The sequence below is a fragment of the Streptomyces sp. NPDC088261 genome (assembly GCF_044740805.1).
Lineage (GTDB): Bacteria > Actinomycetota > Actinomycetes > Streptomycetales > Streptomycetaceae > Streptomyces.
The window spans coordinates 80,957-97,326 of record NZ_JBIURL010000003.1; the positions used below are offsets into that span (position 1 = coordinate 80,957).

The window sequence follows — 16,370 nt, forward strand, 5'->3', positions numbered from 1 at the left end:
CGGGGGAGCGGGGGCGCGCGGATCCGCCGCGTACCCGTCTCCGGGCAGCACGAACCACGGCGTCTCCGGCCCAGCCTCGGGGCCCGGACGTCCTGGCACCCGGTTCGGTCGAGCCGGATGCGTCGCCGGCAGGTCCTCGGACTCACGGGTATGACAAAGCACACCACAGCAGACCGTTGCGGGACAGTTCCGGATTCACACCGGATTCCCCTGCGTCGACAACGAGGTCGAGCATACATCTGGGGGGCACACGGTGAAGCACCCCCTAGATGTTGTGTCGCGCCCCACTTCGCCCCCCTGTGTCGGAACCGGGAAGGCGGGCCGCCCGGAGTCCGGGGGCCCGCCTTCCGCCGTACGTCCGCGCTCTCTCAGCGCACCGGGTCCGGGTCCGGTGGGGTCGCCGGGGACAGCGGGAGGTCCTTCTGCACGCCCGGGTCGCCGATGTCCGCCGTGTAGTCCGACGGGCTGGTCTCGTCCACGCCGTCCGGGGCCTTCGCCGCCCTCAGGGCGAGCGTCAGGACCACCGTCACCACCGCGTTGAGGACGAACGCCGTCAGGCCGATGTAGCCGATCTCGCCGATTCCCGGGATCTCCTTCGAGGAGCCGCCGAAGTGCGCCTGCGTCGGGCTCGCGACGCCGTACGCCGCGATCGTGCCGTACAGCATGCCCACCGCCCACCCCGTGAGCAGCGCCCAGCGGTGGAACCAGCGGGTGAAGAGGCCGCCGACCAGGGCCGGCATCGTCTGGAGGATCCAGATCCCGCCCAGCAGCTGGAAGTTGATCGCCACCGTCTTGTCCATCGTCAGGACGAAGGCCAGCGCCCCCACCTTCACCAGCAGCGACACCAGCTTGGAGACCTTCGTCTCCTGCGCGGGCGTCGCGTCCGGCTTGATGAAGTCCTTGTAGATGTTGCGGGTGAAGAGGTTCGCCGCCGCGATCGACATGATCGCGGCCGGCACCAGCGCCCCGATCCCGATCGCCGCGAACGCCACCCCCGCGAACCAGTCCGGGAACATGTTCTCGAAGAGCTGCGGGATCGCCAGCTGCCCGTTGTCGACCTTCACCCCGGCGGCGATCGCCATGAAGCCGAGCAGCGCCAGCAGGCCCAGCATCAGCGAATACAGCGGCAGGATCGTGGTGTTGCGCCGGATCACCTCACGGCTGCGGCTGGAGAGCGTCGCCGTGACCGAGTGCGGATACATGAAGAGCGCGAGCGCCGAGCCGAGCGCCAGCGTCGCGTACCCCCACTGCTGGGCCTCGCCCGGCGCGAGCGCGCCGCGTGGCGCCCCGGTCGCCGGGTTCTTCTGCGCGAACGCGTCGCCCGCCTTCGCGAAGATGTCGTCGAAACCGCCCAGTTTGATCGGGATGTAGATGATGGCCACGATGATCACCAGATAGATCAGGGTGTCCTTCACGAACGCGATCAGCGCGGGCGCCCGCAGCCCCGACGAGTACGTGTACGCCGCGAGCACCGCGAACGCGATCAGCAGCGGCAGGTCCTTCACGAACCAGTTCGTGTCCTCGCCGCCGCCCACGCCCATCACGTCCAGCACCGCCTGGATCCCCACCAGTTGCAGCGCGATGTACGGCATGGTCGCGAGGATGCCGGTGACGGCGACCGCCAGCGAGAGGCCCTTCGAGCCGAACCGGCCCCGGACGAAGTCCGAGGTGGTCACGTATCCGTGCTTGTGCGACACCGACCACAGCCGAGGCAGGAAGGTGAAGATGAGCGGATAGACGAGGATCGTGTACGGCACGGCGAAGAAGCCCGCCGCGCCCGCCGCGTAGATCGCCGCCGGCACGGCCACGAAGGTGTACGCCGTGTAGAGGTCACCGCCGAGCAGGAACCAGGTGACCCACGTGCCGAACGACCGCCCGCCCAGGCCCCATTCGTCGAGGCTCTGCTCGTTCTCCGCCCGGCGCCAGCGCGCCGCGAGGAAGCCCATGACCGTGACGGCCAGGAAGAAGAAGACGAAGACGCCGAGCGCGACGCCGTTCACCCCGTCGTTCATCGCGCCGCACCGCCCTTGCGGAGTCCCGTACGGGAGCGCTGGTCGCGCTGCCACAGCTGGTGGGCGACCAGCGTCAGCGCGGCCGACACGACGACCCAGAGCATCTGGTACCAGTAGAAGAACGGGATGCCGATGAAGGCCGGGTCGGTCTTCGCGTACGACCCCACCCAGAGCAGCGCCACGAAGGGCGCGACCAGGCAGAGGGCGATGATCACACGGACAGGGGTGACCGTGGGGGGAGGGCTCTCCTCAGGTGTTTCCGAAGGTGATGCTGGCGGTGTTTCCGACATGCGCGGCTCCGTCCCCTCACTGCTCGCCGTTTCGCTGATCGCTTTCGCAACGCGCAGGAAATCTAGGGGACGGCCCCGGCCGTGGGAAGACCGCGAGCGGCCGGTCAGTCGGCCGGCCTGCGCAGTCTCGCCACGAACTTGTAACGATCGCCCCGGTACACCGACCGCACCCACTCCACCGGTTCGCCGTTCCCGTCGATCGAGTGGCGCGACAGCATCAGCATCGGCAGCCCGACGTCCGTGCCCAGCAGCCCGGCCTCCCGGGGGGTGGCGAGCGACGTCTCGATCGTCTCCTCGGCCTCGGCGAGGCGCACGTCGTACACCTCCGCCAACGCCGTGTAGAGGGACGTGTACTTGACGAGCGAGCGGCGCAGGGCGGGGAAGCGTTTCGCCGACAGGTGGGTGGTCTCGATGGCCATCGGCTCCCCGCTGGCGAGCCGCAGCCGTTCGATCCGCAGCACCCGCCCGCCCGCGGTGATGTCGAGCAGCCCGGCGAGCGTGTCGTCCGCGGTGACGTACCCGATGTCCAGCAACTGGGACGTGGGTTCCAGCCCTTGGGCCCTCATGTCCTCGGTGTACGAGGTGAGCTGGAGGGCCTGCGAGACCTTGGGCTTGGCCACGAACGTGCCCTTGCCCTGGATGCGTTCGAGCCGTCCCTCGACGACCAGTTCCTGAAGTGCCTGCCGAACTGTCGTTCTCGACGTGTCGAACTCCGCGGCGAGAGTACGCTCTGGCGGTACCGGTGTGCCGGGGGGCAGCGTCCCCGTCATATCGAGCAAGTGCCGCTTGAGACGGTAGTACTTGGGCACGCGCGCCGTGCGTACGGGAGCCGTACCCTCGGACTCCGTACCGCTCCCGTCCGTGGCCATGGCCTGCCTTCCCGACTGTGCTGCTGCCGTCACCGGCTCCTCCGTCTGTCGCGGCTCACATGGTGGCACGGACCGCTCACGGGTCGTCGCCCCTCCTCAGGTGTCGGTCCGATAACGGACGCGACTGTCCTTCTTATACACCCTTGACACCCCCAAAGGTCTAGGCCAAGCTCCCGGTACTGGTCTAAACCATTCAAGGCCAAGCCCCCGACCCCACAGTCACTACTAGTCGTATGGCTTCGCGGTGGGCAGCAGTTGCAGGCATCCCTGAGGAGGGTGGCGTGAAGCGCAAGCTCGTCGCGGCGATAGGTGTCGCGGGCATGATGGTCAGCATCGCCGCATGTGGTTCGGACGACGACAAAGGTAGCGAAACCAAGGCCGGCGGCAGCAAGAACCTGACCGTCTGGGTCATGGACGGCTCCGCCCCCGACGCCTGGATCAAGGGTGTCAACAAGGAGTTCGAGGCGGCCCACAAGGGCGTCAAGGTCAAGGTCGAGATCCAGCAGTGGAACGGCATCCAGGAGAAGGTCACCACCGCCCTCTCCGAGGACGCCCCGCCGGACGTCCTCGAACTCGGCAACACCCAGACCGCGGGCTACGCGGTCACCGGCGGTCTCGCGGACCTCACCGGTGACAAGGCGGCGCTCGGCTACGACGGCTGGAACAAGGGCATGCTGGCCTCCACCGAGCTGGACGGAAAGCTGTACTCCGCCCCTTGGTACGCCGCCAGCCGCGTCGTCGTCTACGACAAGGCCGTCTTCAAGAAGGCCAAGGTGACCCCGCCGACCACGCGTGACGAGTGGATCGCCGGCCTCAAGAAGATCCAGGCGTCGGACAAGAAGGTCCAGCCGATCTACCTGCCCGGCCAGAGCTGGTACGTGTACTCCGGCTTCGTCTGGGACGAGGGCAGCGACCTCGCGGTCAAGGACGGCGACCAGTGGAAGGGCAACCTGGCCTCCCCCGAGGCCACGGCCGCCATCAACTTCTACAAGGAACTCCAGTCGTTCTCCACCGCGCCCAAGGACAAGGACGAGGCGACCCCTCAGCAGTCCACCGACGTCGTGGCCAAGGGCGGTGTCGCGTCCTGGATCGGTCTCGGCTGGGAGGCCGGCGGCGCGATCGACGCCATGAAGAAGGCCGGCAAGACCGCCGACTTCGGCTACTTCCCGATCCCGGGCAAGACCGCCGACAAGCCGGGCTCCGTCTTCTTCGGCGGCTCCAACCTCGCGGTGGCCGAGCGCTCCCCGAACAAGGACCTCGCCAAGGAGTGGCTGGCCCTCGCCGCGGGCAAGGCCCAGATGGCCAAGTACGCCGAGGCCACCGGCGGCGCCCTGCTGCCGAACAACGACGCGTCGCAGTTCGCGCCGCCCGCGGACTCGTTCGCCGAGGCCATGGCCAAGTCGGCGCCCGTCGGCAAGATCACCCCGGTCACCCCGGGCTGGGCGAACGTCGAGACCGCGCCCAACCCGATCAAGGACTACATGACCAAGGTCCTGAACGGTGAGGACCCGAAGAAGGCCGGCGAAGCGGCCGACAAGGTCATCGACGAGCGCATCAACCAGCAGTAGTCGTCACCACCCGGTGGTGCGGGCGGTGTTCTGCACCGGCCGCGCCACCGGGTTCTGTTCGTGCACAGCGGCCCGCCGTCCGCGGGTCGCGCCCGGCCGGGCGCGGGAGCCCCAGAACCGCGAGGAAAGACCATGACCGTGCACTCCCAGGGAGCGGTGACCGCCGCACCCGAGGACGCGCCCGGAAGGGCGGCAGGGGAGTCGACGACTCCGCCTCCCCCCACCGGATCCCAGGAAATCCACACCCCTCCACGCGGTAGACGCTCCCGGCTCGGCGGGCTGGTGCCGTACCTGCTGATCGCCCCCGCGGTCCTCTCGATGGCGGTGCTGCTCCTCTATCCGCTCGTCAAGAACGTGATCCTCTCCTTCCAGCAGGTCAACAGGAAGGAACTGATCACCCGGCTCCCCGAATGGGTCGGCTTCGACAACTACACGGAGCTGCTCAAGGACCCGGACTTCTGGACCGTCGTCCTGCGGAGCCTGGTCTTCACGGTCGCCAACGTCCTCCTGATCATGGTCATCGGGTCGCTGATCGGCGTGCTGCTCAACCGCCTCGGCACCAAGATGCGCCTGGTCCTCTCGCTCGCGCTCATGCTCGCCTGGGCCATGCCCATCGTCGCCTCCGTGACCGTCTTCCGGTGGCTCTTCGACGAGCAGTTCGGCGTCGCGAACTGGGTGCTGCGCACCCTCGGCTTCTCCGGCTACGAACAGCACAACTGGTTCGAGACTGGCTTCTCGACCCTCGTCATCGTCACGCTGCTGATCGTCTGGGGCTCGATCCCCTTCGTCGCGCTGAACATGTACGCCGGTCTCACCACCATCGGCAGCGAGCTGTACGAGGCCGCGAAGATGGACGGCGCCAACGGCTGGCGCACCTTCTGGTCGGTGGTCTTCCCGAACCTCAGGCCCTTCTTCATGATCACCACGTTCCTGGAGATCATCTGGGTCTTCAAGGCGTTCGCGCAGGTGTACGCGATGAACCAGGGCGGCCCGGACCACGCGTCCGAGACCCTCCCCGTGTACGCGTACATCACCGGCCAGGGCCTGTTCCGCTACGGCCTCGCCGCCGCGATCTCCGTACTGACCATCGTGATGCTGATCGCCATCATGTCCTTCTACTTCCGCCTGATCCTGAAGCAGGAGGAGGAGCAGTGACCACCACCCTCACCAAGCCGCCCGCCGCCGCGCCGCCCGCCGCCCCCGCGGCCCGCAACAGGAAGCCCCTGCGGCCCGGCGCGATCGCCAAGAACGCGGGCGCTCTCCTCATCGCCCTGGTCCTGATCTTCCCGGTCTACTGGATGTTCGCGTCCTCGCTGAAGCCGCAGAGCGAGATCCTCACCAAGGACCCGGTCTTCGTCTTCACCCCGACCTTCGAGAACTACACCAAGGCGACCGGCGTCGACCTGTTCTGGACGTACGTCACGAACAGCCTGATCGTCACGATCGGCGCGGTGCTCATCTCCCTGGTCGTCGCCCTGGCCGCCGCCTTCGCCATCGCACGGATGAAATTCCGCGGGCGCAAGGGCCTGGTGCTCGGCGTCATGATGGCCCAGATGGCACCGTGGGAAGTCATGGTCATCGTGGTCTACATGATCGCCCGTGACGGCGACTACCTCAACAGCCTCGGCACCCTGACGGCGATCTACTTCGTCATGGTGCTGCCCTTCACCATCTGGACCCTGCGCGGCTTCATCGCCGCCGTCCCGGTCGAGCTGGAGGAGGCCGCACTGATCGACGGCTGCAACCGCGGCCAGGCGTTCATGAAGGTGATCTTCCCCCTGCTGGCCCCCGGCCTGATGTCGACCTCGCTCTTCGGCTTCATCACCGCCTGGAACGAGTTCGCGATGGTCCTGATCCTGAACAAGGAGAAGGAGTCGCAGACGCTGCCGCTCTGGCTCACCCAGTTCCAGACCGCCTTCGGCAGCGACTGGGGTGCGACCATGGCCGCGTCCACGCTCTTCGCCCTCCCCGTGCTCCTCGTCTTCGCCTTCCTCCAGCGCCGCGCCGTCGGCGGTCTGACGGCCGGCGCGGTGAAGGGATAACACCACCCATGACCACACTCCTGACCGGCCCCGACACGCTCACCCGCGACGCCCTCGCCGTGCTCCAGCCGGGCTTCGCCGGCGCCACGGCCCCGGACTGGGTCCTGCGGCGCATCGGCGAGGGCCTGTCCTCCGTCGCCCTGTTCGGCCGCAACATCCGCACACCCGAGCAGATCTCCGCGCTCACCGCCCAGTTGCGGGCCGAGCGCGACGACCTCCTCGTCGCCATCGACGAGGAGGGCGGTGACGTCACCCGCCTGGAGGTCAGGCACGGCTCGTCCTTCCCCGGCAACTACGCGCTGGGCACGGTGGACGACCTCGACCTCACCCGGGCCGTCGCCCGGGAGCTGGGCGGCCGGCTCGCCGCGTGCGGGGTGAACTTCAACTGGGCGCCCTCCGCCGACGTCAACTCGAACCGGAACAACCCGGTCATCGGGGTACGGTCCTTCGGCGCCGACCCCGACCTGGTGGCCCGGCACACCGCCGCGTACGTGGACGGTCTCCAGAGCGCCGGCGTCGCCGCCTGCGCCAAGCACTTCCCCGGCCACGGCGACACCGCCGTGGACTCGCACCACGCGATGCCCCGCATCGACGTGGACCTGGACACACTGCACGCCCGTGACCTGCTGCCCTTCCGGGCGGCCGTCGCGGCGGGTTCCAAAGCGGTGATGAGCGCGCATATCCTGCTTCCCGCGCTCGACCCCAACCGCCCGGCGACGCTGAGCCCGCAGATCCTGCTCGGTCTCCTCCGTGAGGAACTGGGCTTCGACGGCCTCATCGTCACCGACGGCATGGACATGGAAGCCATCGTCGCCACGTACGGGATCGAGCGCGGCACCGCCCTCGCGATCGCGGCGGGCGCCGACGCGATCTGCGTCGGCGGCGGCCCGTCCGACGAGGGAACCGTACTGCGGCTGCGCGACGCGCTGGTGGCGGCGGTACGGGACGGCGAACTGCCCGAGGAGCGTCTGGCCGACGCGGCCGCGCGGGTGCGCGCGCTCGCCGACTGGACGGTTCGGGTCAGGGGGGCTGCGGAGCCGGGCGCGGATTCACAGGAGGGGACCGCGCCCGGCACCACAAGCGTGACCCTGAGCGGGTCTGTGAGCGCTCCCGCGACCGGCACTGCCGCCGACGCCCCGGTCGGACTGGTCGCCGCGCGGCGCGCGGTGCGGGTCACCGGTACGGGCAAGCCGCTCGACGAGGCGCCGTACGTCGCCGCCTTCACCCCGATGGCGAACATCGCCGTCGGCGACGAGACCCCGTGGGGCGTCGCCCCGGAGCTGGAGCGGCTGCTGCCCGGCACCGAGACCGGCGCGTACAACAGCGCGGGCATCGACGGTACGGACACCGCCGCGCTCACCGGGAAGGTACTCGCCGCCGCCGGTGACCGCGTGATCGTCGCCGTCGTACGGGACCTGCACCGGCACGCGTGGATGGCGGACGCCCTGGACGCGCTCCTCGCCGCACGGCCCACGACGGTCGTCGTTGAGATGGGCGTGAACGAGGCGGAGCCCAGGGGTGCGCTGCACATCGCCACGCACGGCGCGGCGCGGGTGTGCGGCACGGCGGCGGCCGAGGTCATCGCGGGCCGCGTCTGAGCCGCGGGACACCCCAGGAGCTGAGTCCCGGCCGGTGCCGTTGTCCTGGCCGGGACGGAAGTGACGAGTGCCGGACCACCCCTCGCGGGCGGTCCGGCACTCGTCTTCGTACGTCCGGAGAAGACGCGGTCGTCCGGAGAAGACGCGGTCGTGCGGAGAGGGCGCGGTCGTCCCTACAGCCCCTGCCAGTCCGGCTTGGCCGCGTACGTGTCCCGGAAGTAGTCCGCGAGCTTGAGCTTCGAGGCGGCGGCCTCGTCCACGACGACCGTGGCGTGCGGGTGCAGTTGCAGCGCGGAGGCGGGCACCAGCGCGGCGACCGGACCCTCGACGGTCTGTGCCACGGCCTCCGCCTTGCCCTCGCCGGTGGCGAGCAGGATCAGGTGACGCGCCTCCAGGATCGTCCCGATGCCCTGGGTGATCACGTGGTGCGGGACGTCGTCGATGCTGTCGAAGAAGCGCGCGTTGTCCTCGCGGGTCTGCCGGGTCAGCGTCTTGATGCGGGTGCGCGAGGCGAGCGAGGAGCACGGCTCGTTGAAGCCTATGTGCCCGTCCGTGCCGATGCCGAGCAGCTGGAGGTCGACCCCGCCGGCCTCGGCGAGCGCGCGGTCGTACGCCTCGCACGCCGCCAGGATGTCCTCGGCACTGCCGTCCGGCCCCAGGAAGGACTCCTCGGAGAGGCCCAGCGGCGCCACGACCTCGCGCAGGACGACCGAGCGGTACGACTCCGGGTGGCCCTGCGGCAGCCCCACGTACTCGTCGAGCTGGGCGATCCTGGCGCCCGAGACGTCCACCGCCCCGGACCCGACCAGGGCCGACAGCGCCCGGTAGACGGGCAGCGGGGTCGATCCCGTGGCCACACCGAGGAGGGCGTCGCGCTTGCGGCGCAGCAGCGCGGCGATGGTGTCCGCGATGAGCGCGCCGCCCGCCGTGGCGTCCTGGACGATGACAACTTCCACGCTGGGGCCTGCCGATCTGAGGAAGGGGCTTTTTGTGGTATAGACCAATCTAGCAGAGGGGCCGGAGGCGTCCAGGGGGCCGTACGGGCGGGCGTGCGCGCCGGGTGCGAATGACGGGAACGCGCCGGGGCGCGGAGTCGGGGCGGGCGCCCCCGGGGCCGGAAACACCCGCGGGCCGCGGCGCCGCGACGGGACCCTCAACCCGTCCGGCACCGCAGCCCGGAGTTGCTACGGCCGGCAGGTGTGCGGTCCCGCACGGCCGTGGGGGAGGCCTCGGCGCAGTCAGGGCAGAGAGCGCCGGGTACCTCGTTCCGCGCTCCTGTGCGGGGAGCGCGGAAGCTCTTTACCGAATCATTGTGGACTAGACCATTCCGCCCTGTCCATCCATTCCGGCAGGCGATTTCCGGCCCTTGGCGCCCCCGGCGGGAGCGGGCCCGCGGCCTCCGCGGCGGGCCCGCTCGCGGTTCGTCCCGGTTCCTGCCGCAGGTACGCTCGCCTGTGTGCCCTCCATGAACGACCTCGTCCGCCAGCACGCCGCCCTGAGCGAATCCGACCTCGACTGGCTCCACCTGCTGGTCTCGGAGTGGCAGCTGCTCTCCGACCTGTCCTTCGCCGACCTCGTGCTGTGGGTCCCTACCCGGGACGGGACGCGCTATGTCTCCGTGGCCCAGATGCGCCCCAACACCGGCCCCACGTCCTACCAGGACGACATGGTCGGCCACCTCGTCCCCCGGGGCCGCAGACCCCTGCTGGACGCCGCCCTGGACGAGGGGCGGATCGTCCGCGAGGGCGACCCGGAGTGGCGCGAGGAGGTGCCCGTACGCGTCGAGTCCATCCCCGTACGCCGGGAGGCCCGCGTCCTCGGCGTCATCGCCCGCAACACCAACCTGCTCACGGTCCGCACGCCCAGCCGGCTGGAGCTGACGTACCTCCAGTCCGCCTCCGACCTCGCCCAGATGATCGCGGCGGGCTCCTTCCCGTTCCCCGGGCAGCAGGTCGACATGGACGCCTCGCCGCGCGTCGGCGACGGGCTCATCCGGCTCGACGCCGACGGGGTCGTCCAGTACGCGAGCCCCAACGCCCTCTCCGCGTATCACCGGTTGGGACTCGCGTCCGACCTGGTGGGACATCACCTCGGACGGACCACCGACGAACTGGCGCCCGCCCGGGGCCCGGTGGACGAGGCCATGGTCAAACTCGCCAGCGGTTACGCCCCCCGGGAGACCGAGGTCGAGGGCAGCGGCGGGGTCATCCAGCTGCGCGCCATCCCGCTCAAACCCAAGGGCGTCCGGATCGGTTCGCTGGTCCTCTGCCGTGACGTGACGGAACTGCGCCGCCGCGAGCGGGAGTTGATCACGAAGGACGCCACGATCAGGGAGATCCACCACCGGGTCAAGAACAACCTCCAGACGGTCGCCGCGCTCCTCAGGCTCCAGGCCAGGAGGATGGACTCACCGCAGGGCCGGGAGGCCCTCAACGAGGCCGTACGGCGCGTCGGTTCGATCGCGATCGTGCATGAGACGCTGTCCCAGAATCTGGACGAGCGGGTCGAGTTCGACGAGATCGCGGACCGGGTCCTCGCGATGGTGGCGGAGATCTCCCCCGGAGTGGTCGCCTGCCGGCGGACCGGACGGTTCGGGATCCTGGACGCGGAGGTCGCCACCCCGCTCTCGATGGTCCTCGCCGAAATCCTTCAGAACGCGCTGGAACACGCCTTCGCGCCGGGCGAACAGGGCCGGGTCGAGGTCTCGGCGGTCCGCAGCGGCGACCAGCCGGCGGCGAAACGCGGTGAAGGGGTGCGCTCCGACGCCCGGTTGCTCATCACCGTCCAGGACGACGGGGTCGGGCTGCCCGAGGGGTTCGACCCGCAGCGGACCGGGAATCTGGGGCTCCAGATCGTACGGACGCTGGTGGAGGGGGAGTTGGGCGGCGGCTTCGACATGGTGCCCAACCCCGGGGGCGGTACGCGCGTGGTGCTCGACATACCGGTGGAACCGCAGAAGTAGCCGTAAGGGTGAGGCTGTTCGACCCGGTTCGTCGCACGCACGTCACCCGTCACCCGTCACAAGCATCGAGCCCCGGACCGTGGTGACGGTCCGGGGCTCGGTTCGAAGCTCACATTGCGATGCGCATCGGGGGGTACTGCGCGCTGCGTTTCGGGGGCGGGGCCGTGCGCACTCTCTGTGCGCTCCGCCTGGCCGGGGCTCGTTGCGGGGTGGTTCAGGCGGTCGCGTTACGCGCCCGGTTGCGAGCGGCGCGGCGCTTCATCGCGCGGCGCTCGTCCTCGCTGAGGCCACCCCAGACACCCGAGTCCTGGCCGGACTCGAGCGCCCACTGCAAGCACTGCTCCATGACGGGGCAGCGACGGCAGACGGCCTTGGCTTCCTCGATCTGCAGCAGCGCAGGACCGGTGTTGCCGATGGGGAAGAAGAGCTCGGGGTCTTCCTCGCGGCAAACGGCGTTGTGACGCCAGTCCATGGCTGCTACCTCTCTTGGTGTGACGAACATGTTGCTTGTGAATGTGAACGCTTTCACGAATCCCCCGACAAGGGAAGGGCCGACCGCCAGACAAGCTGGTGTGGTCCTTGAATGAGGAGGGGTTCTGGTTCTCAGGGAGGCCGGTGTTGCGGGCCGTCCCGATCGCCATGTAGAGATTCGCAAACCTCGGCGGCGGATACAACCCCTTCTGGAAAGTTTTTTTTGATTCCTCGGTGACGACTCCGTCACAGCCGTACTTCCATGGGGTGGATGCCAGCCTAAACGTTCGAGTGGAAGGACTTTGGGTCCTTCCACTCACACAATCACACGCAGTGCACGGCGAACGCCTGTGAACGTCACACTGGTGCGCAGTCCCAGGTGGTCGCCGTCCATCTGGAAGGGCAGCCGCGCCTTGGAATGCAAGGTGAAGTCCGTCAGGTCGTGGAGCGACACGGCATGGCGTCCGTGGGGCCCTTTTTCGGGGGACGAAGTGAGCAATTGGGTCGCGTACCGCGCCACCGCCGCGGGGCTCAGACTGTTCAGCCCGAGCACGTCCAGCGCGGTGTCGAACGAGGCGCCCGGCGACGCGTACAGAGGACGATTGCCCAGGTAGGACCAGGGGGCGGTGTTGCAGACTATGGACAGCACCAGGTCCGTCACGGGGTCCTCGCCGGGGCGGTCCAGGGTGATCACGCCGTGCCGGCGGTGGGGCTCCTCCAGGAATTGCCGTACCACCTGGCGCACATAGAGGGCGTGCGTCGATCTTTTCCCGCGCTCCCTCTGTTGTTCGACTCTTCCGACCACTCCCGCGTCGAATCCGAATCCGGCACAGAAAGTGAACCATCGTGACGGAACCGATTCGTCTTCCGTCCCGGGAGTCCCGGCCGCCAGTCCCAGACCGACCGTACGTTCGCTCTGCCGGGCCAGTGCGTCCAGAATCGCGCCGGTCGCCTCGACCGCGTCATTGGGCAGTCCGAGCGCACGGGCGAACACATTGGTCGAGCCGCCGGGAACGACCGCGAGACGCGGCAGCCGGTCGGGGTCGGGGCCGTGGTGGAGCAGCCCGTTCACGACCTCGTTGACCGTGCCGTCGCCGCCGAGGGCGACGACCAGTTCTATGTCGTCCGACTCCGCCGCCCGCCGGCCCAGGTCCCGGGCGTGCCCCCGGTACTCCGTGGTCACGGCCTCCAGCTTCATCTTGCTGGCGAGCGCGTGGATCAGTACGTCACGGGTGCGGGCACTGGTGGTGGTTGCTGCCGGATTGACCACGAGGAGTGCGCGCATGGTCAGCAGATTACCGGCCGGGGCGCGGTCGGGTCGCCTCGGGACGGGCGGGCTGCCTGGTGGGACGGGCGGCGGCCCGGCCGAACGTACGGGAGGGAGCGCGGCCGGCGGTACGGCAAGAGGCCTGCCGGCGGCGCGGCTTGAGACCTGGCCGACCGTACGGGCGGCGGCCTCGCCCATGGCCCGGGAGGCGGCCTGGTCGGCCGGGCGGGAAAACGCGGCGGCTACCCTGCTGGGGTGAGCAGCAGCGAAGAGACCGGCCCCGCGTCCCCGCCCACGTCCGCGTCGGCCCCCGCGCCGGCGCCCGCGTCCGGCCCGCGGCCCCCGCGCCTGACCGCGCTGGCGGCGCTGTGCGGGCTCGAAGCCCTCGCGCTGCTCGGCGCCGGTGGATACCTGCTGGTCATGGGGTTGCTGGGCCGCCCCGACAGCCCCCGGCAGGCGGAGACGGGCGGCCTCACCGTGATCGTCCTCGCCCTGCTCCCGCTGCTGGCGGTCCGGGGCCTGCTGCTGCGGCGCTCCTGGAGCCGGGGCCCCGCGCTGATCACGCAGATCATGGCGCTGCCGGTCGCCTGGACGCTGCTCCAGTCGTCGGGCGCCGGGATCCCGGCCGGCGTCGCCCTCGCGGCGGTGGCCGTGACCGGCCTGGTCCTGCTGCTCCACCCGACGACGACGGAGGCGCTGGGCATCGGCGCCAGGCCGGACGACTCGACGCGCGACTGAGGTCCTGGGCGTGCGGGGATTCCTGGGCGTGTGCCGGGGGAGCGGCGTCCGGCCCGCGACGGTCGGCGGGGTCGCGGCCGGTACGCACCCCGGGCCGCCGGTCCCGTCCTGCCGTCACCGCGCCGGAGGTCGGGGGTCCGCCCCCAAGCGTCGACGCACAGGGTGCGGGGGGCCTTCGGCGGTGCGCCGCTGCCGCCTCGGCGGCGCGTATTCCGTCCGCCGCGCCCGACCGCCCGACGGCGCCGCGTCGGCGGTCAGGCCCGACCGTCGGCGTGCCGGGTGCGGAGGTCCGGGCCTGAGCGCCGCACCGCGTCCGGGTGCGGTGCCGGTCGGCGGGCGCCGTGCGGACCGGCTCGGCCCCCGCCCACCCCGGTGGGCGTCGTACGGACCCGCGGCCCCCGCCGCCCGGCGGGTGTCCACCGGGTCGGCCCCGGAGGGCGGGGGCGGGGCGGCTCGGAGCCGTACCGAATGATGTTTGTCCTACTCCTCGACCAGCAGGCGCTCGCGCAGCTGCGCCAGCGTCCGGGCCAGGAGGCGGGAGACGTGCATCTGGGAGATGCCGACCTCCTGCGCGATCTGGGACTGCGTCATGTTGCCGAAGAAGCGGAGCAGCAGGATCCGCTTCTCGCGCGGCGGCAGGTCCTCCAGCAGCGGCTTGAGCGACTCGCGGTACTCGACGCCTTCCAGCGCCTCGTCCTCCGAGCCCAGCGTGTCCGCCACGGCCGGCGACTCGTCGTCCGTGTCCGGGACGTCCAGCGAGAGCGTCGAGTACGCGTTCGCCGACTCCAGCCCCTCCAGGACCTCCTCCTCGGAGATCCCCAGCCGCTCGGCCAGCTCGTGCACCGTCGGCGACCGCCCGTGCTGCTGCGACAGCTCCGCCGTCGCCGTCGTCAGCGACAGCCGCAGCTCCTGGAGCCGGCGCGGCACCCGCACCGCCCAGCCCTTGTCGCGGAAGTGCCGCTTGATCTCCCCGACGACCGTCGGCGTCGCGTACGTCGAGAACTCGACCCCGCGCTCCGGGTCGAACCGGTCCACCGACTTGATCAGACCGATCGTCGCGACCTGCGTCAGATCGTCCAGCGGCTCGCCGCGGTTGCGGAACCGTCTCGCCAGATGCTCCACCAGCGGCAGGTGCATCCGGACCAGCTGGTTCCGCAGGTCCGCCTTCTCCGGCGACCCGTCCGGCAGCTCGCGCAGCGTGATGAACATCAGCCGCGCCCCGCTGCGGTCGTGGGGGTCGTGCTGCTTCTGCTCGGTGTGCTCGGTCTGCTCGCTGTGCCCGCTGTGTTCGGTCTGCTCGCTGTGTCCGGTCTGCTCGTTCTGCCCGGTCTTCTCGGTCTGCTTGGTGTGCTGCTGCTCGCTCTGCTCGCTCATCGTGGCCGCCCGCTCTGCCTGCACCTGCTCCGCCGCGGCCTTCTGGCCGTCAAGCCCGTCCTCCGGGTGGGGACGGGCCTGCTGCTCCGGGATGCCCTCGGGGGCGAGCACGGGCTCCACCGGAGCACCGTGCCCGTCCCGCGGTCCCGCCGGCCGGGATCCTTCCGGCCGCGCGTCCCGTGGGACGCGCCCCTCGTCACGCACCGGCCCTTCCCCGTTCGTCACGCCGGCCCGGGTCCCGCGCCGCGCTGTTTGTACAGGCTGATGGAGACCGTACGGTCCTCCGCGACCGTCGAGTCGACCTTTCCGGCCAGTGCGGAGAGCACCGTCCAGGCGAAGGTGTCCCGTTCCGGTGCCCGCCCGTCGGTGGTCGGCGCCGAGACGGTCACCTCCAGGGAGTCCTCGACGAGCCGGAAGACGCAGCTGAGGACGGAGCCGGGCACGGCCTGCTGGAGCAGGATCGCGCAGGCCTCGTCCACCGCGATGCGGAGGTCCTCGATCTCGTCGAGGGTGAAGTCCAAACGCGCCGCGAGGCCGGCCGTGGCCGTACGCAGCACGGACAGGTAGGCACCCGCAGCGGGCAGCCGGACTTCCACGAAGTCCTGGGTCCCGGGCTCGCCTGCGATCTGGGACACCCTCACCTCCAAGGTGGCACAAGCTCTTCAGGGCTCCGGACAAGGGACGTCCCGAAGCCTCGCGGTACGTAGTCGGTACGCAGCCGGTCTGGACTGGCGACGCTATCGCGATCCATAGTGCCCTGTCGCCGGACCCCCGTCCGACGGGTGTCACTCATAGTAAGTCCATGAGCACGGAAAGTCGCCGGACGTGCGCCGCCCTCAAATACAAGAAACCGGCGGAGGGTTGACGTACCCAAGCGTCAGACGATCGAACCGTCCACGTAACACCACCGCCAGCTCTCTCCGGGTTCGATACTCCTCATGACCTCATGATCGGTGTTCTTGAAATGCTGTGTGGCGTGTTGGTACGGCGAGGAGTCGCAGCACCCCACGTTCCCGCAGACCAGGCAGAGCCGTAGCTGAACAGGATGACTGCCGACCGCGAGGCACTCCAGACAGGTGTCGCTCTGCGGTTCGGGCTCGGGGCGCGGCAGTTCCGCGGCATGCAGGCACTCGCTCATGATGGCCAGGTTACGACGCTAGTGAGGACCATGTGATGGAC

The 16,370-nt window shown here is 70.0% G+C and carries 15 protein-coding genes and 1 riboswitch; of the genes, 6 read left to right on the top strand and 9 right to left on the bottom strand.

Annotated features, from left to right (window positions below; all coding sequences use genetic code 11):
• Positions 1–109: 109 nt before the first annotated feature.
• A riboswitch (cobalamin riboswitch) is annotated at positions 110–252 on the bottom strand.
• Between the two features lie 116 nt (positions 253–368).
• The 3 genes from mctP to ACIODU_RS07575 form a co-directional block, all read right to left on the bottom strand.
• A complete protein-coding gene (gene mctP, locus ACIODU_RS07565; RefSeq protein ID WP_401765088.1) occupies positions 369–2,012 on the bottom strand; it encodes a monocarboxylate uptake permease MctP in 1,644 nt (547 codons plus the stop codon).
• Entirely contained in the window at positions 2,009–2,302 is a 294-nt protein-coding gene (locus tag ACIODU_RS07570) for a DUF3311 domain-containing protein (protein ID WP_356427338.1), read from the bottom strand. Before ACIODU_RS07570 ends, mctP begins: the two co-directional genes overlap by 4 nt.
• A gap of 104 nt (positions 2,303–2,406) precedes the next feature.
• Entirely contained in the window at positions 2,407–3,171 is a 765-nt protein-coding gene (locus ACIODU_RS07575) for a GntR family transcriptional regulator (protein ID WP_161312002.1), read from the bottom strand.
• 281 nt (positions 3,172–3,452) lie between these two features.
• Between ACIODU_RS07575 and ACIODU_RS07580 the strand changes: the two genes are divergently transcribed.
• The 4 genes from ACIODU_RS07580 (at position 3,453) to ACIODU_RS07595 (ending at position 8,379) form a co-directional block, all read left to right on the top strand.
• Positions 3,453–4,739, top strand: a complete 1,287-nt coding sequence (locus tag ACIODU_RS07580; protein ID WP_356427335.1) for an extracellular solute-binding protein — start codon at positions 3,453–3,455, stop codon at positions 4,737–4,739.
• Between the two features lie 132 nt (positions 4,740–4,871).
• Positions 4,872–5,894 carry a carbohydrate ABC transporter permease gene (locus ACIODU_RS07585; protein ID WP_401765092.1) on the top strand — a complete coding sequence of 341 codons (1,023 nt, stop codon included), beginning with the start codon at positions 4,872–4,874 and terminating at the stop codon, positions 5,892–5,894.
• Between the two features lie 68 nt (positions 5,895–5,962).
• Entirely contained in the window at positions 5,963–6,781 is an 819-nt protein-coding gene (locus ACIODU_RS07590; protein ID WP_356427461.1) for a carbohydrate ABC transporter permease, read from the top strand.
• A gap of 8 nt (positions 6,782–6,789) precedes the next feature.
• A complete protein-coding gene (locus ACIODU_RS07595) occupies positions 6,790–8,379 on the top strand; it encodes a glycoside hydrolase family 3 protein (RefSeq protein ID WP_401765095.1) in 1,590 nt (529 codons plus the stop codon).
• A gap of 173 nt (positions 8,380–8,552) precedes the next feature.
• Here ACIODU_RS07595 and nagB read toward each other — a convergent pair whose 3' ends face one another.
• Complete coding sequence (gene nagB / locus ACIODU_RS07600; protein WP_401765098.1) at positions 8,553–9,335, bottom strand: glucosamine-6-phosphate deaminase; 783 nt, start codon at positions 9,333–9,335, stop codon at positions 8,553–8,555.
• Between the two features lie 509 nt (positions 9,336–9,844).
• On the opposite strand from nagB, the gene ACIODU_RS07605 reads away from it, so the two are divergent.
• Positions 9,845–11,341, top strand: a complete 1,497-nt coding sequence (locus tag ACIODU_RS07605) for a sensor histidine kinase (RefSeq protein ID WP_401765864.1) — start codon at positions 9,845–9,847, stop codon at positions 11,339–11,341.
• 214 nt (positions 11,342–11,555) lie between these two features.
• Here ACIODU_RS07605 and ACIODU_RS07610 read toward each other — a convergent pair whose 3' ends face one another.
• Together ACIODU_RS07610 and ACIODU_RS07615 are read right to left on the bottom strand one after the other, a co-directional pair.
• Positions 11,556–11,813 carry a WhiB family transcriptional regulator gene (locus ACIODU_RS07610; RefSeq protein WP_004937597.1) on the bottom strand — a complete coding sequence of 86 codons (258 nt, stop codon included), beginning with the start codon at positions 11,811–11,813 and terminating at the stop codon, positions 11,556–11,558.
• Between the two features lie 315 nt (positions 11,814–12,128).
• Complete coding sequence (locus ACIODU_RS07615) at positions 12,129–13,097, bottom strand: diacylglycerol kinase family protein (protein ID WP_356427323.1); 969 nt, start codon at positions 13,095–13,097, stop codon at positions 12,129–12,131.
• A 237-nt stretch (positions 13,098–13,334) separates the two neighbouring features.
• Between ACIODU_RS07615 and ACIODU_RS07620 the strand changes: the two genes are divergently transcribed.
• Positions 13,335–13,817, top strand: a complete 483-nt coding sequence (locus tag ACIODU_RS07620) for a hypothetical protein (RefSeq protein ID WP_401765102.1) — start codon at positions 13,335–13,337, stop codon at positions 13,815–13,817.
• A gap of 480 nt (positions 13,818–14,297) precedes the next feature.
• Here ACIODU_RS07620 and ACIODU_RS07625 read toward each other — a convergent pair whose 3' ends face one another.
• From ACIODU_RS07625 to ACIODU_RS07635, 3 genes are all read right to left on the bottom strand, one after another.
• The gene (locus ACIODU_RS07625; RefSeq protein ID WP_401765105.1) at positions 14,298–15,416 is read right to left on the bottom strand and encodes an RNA polymerase sigma factor SigF; all 1,119 of its coding nucleotides are present in this window, start codon (positions 15,414–15,416) and stop codon (positions 14,298–14,300) included.
• Complete coding sequence (locus ACIODU_RS07630) at positions 15,413–15,826, bottom strand: anti-sigma regulatory factor (RefSeq protein ID WP_161306966.1); 414 nt, start codon at positions 15,824–15,826, stop codon at positions 15,413–15,415. The genes ACIODU_RS07625 and ACIODU_RS07630 overlap by 4 nt, the downstream gene beginning before the upstream one ends.
• 242 nt (positions 15,827–16,068) lie before the next feature.
• Positions 16,069–16,329, bottom strand: a complete 261-nt coding sequence (locus ACIODU_RS07635) for a UBP-type zinc finger domain-containing protein (protein WP_161306967.1) — start codon at positions 16,327–16,329, stop codon at positions 16,069–16,071.
• Positions 16,330–16,370 lie beyond the last annotated feature (41 nt).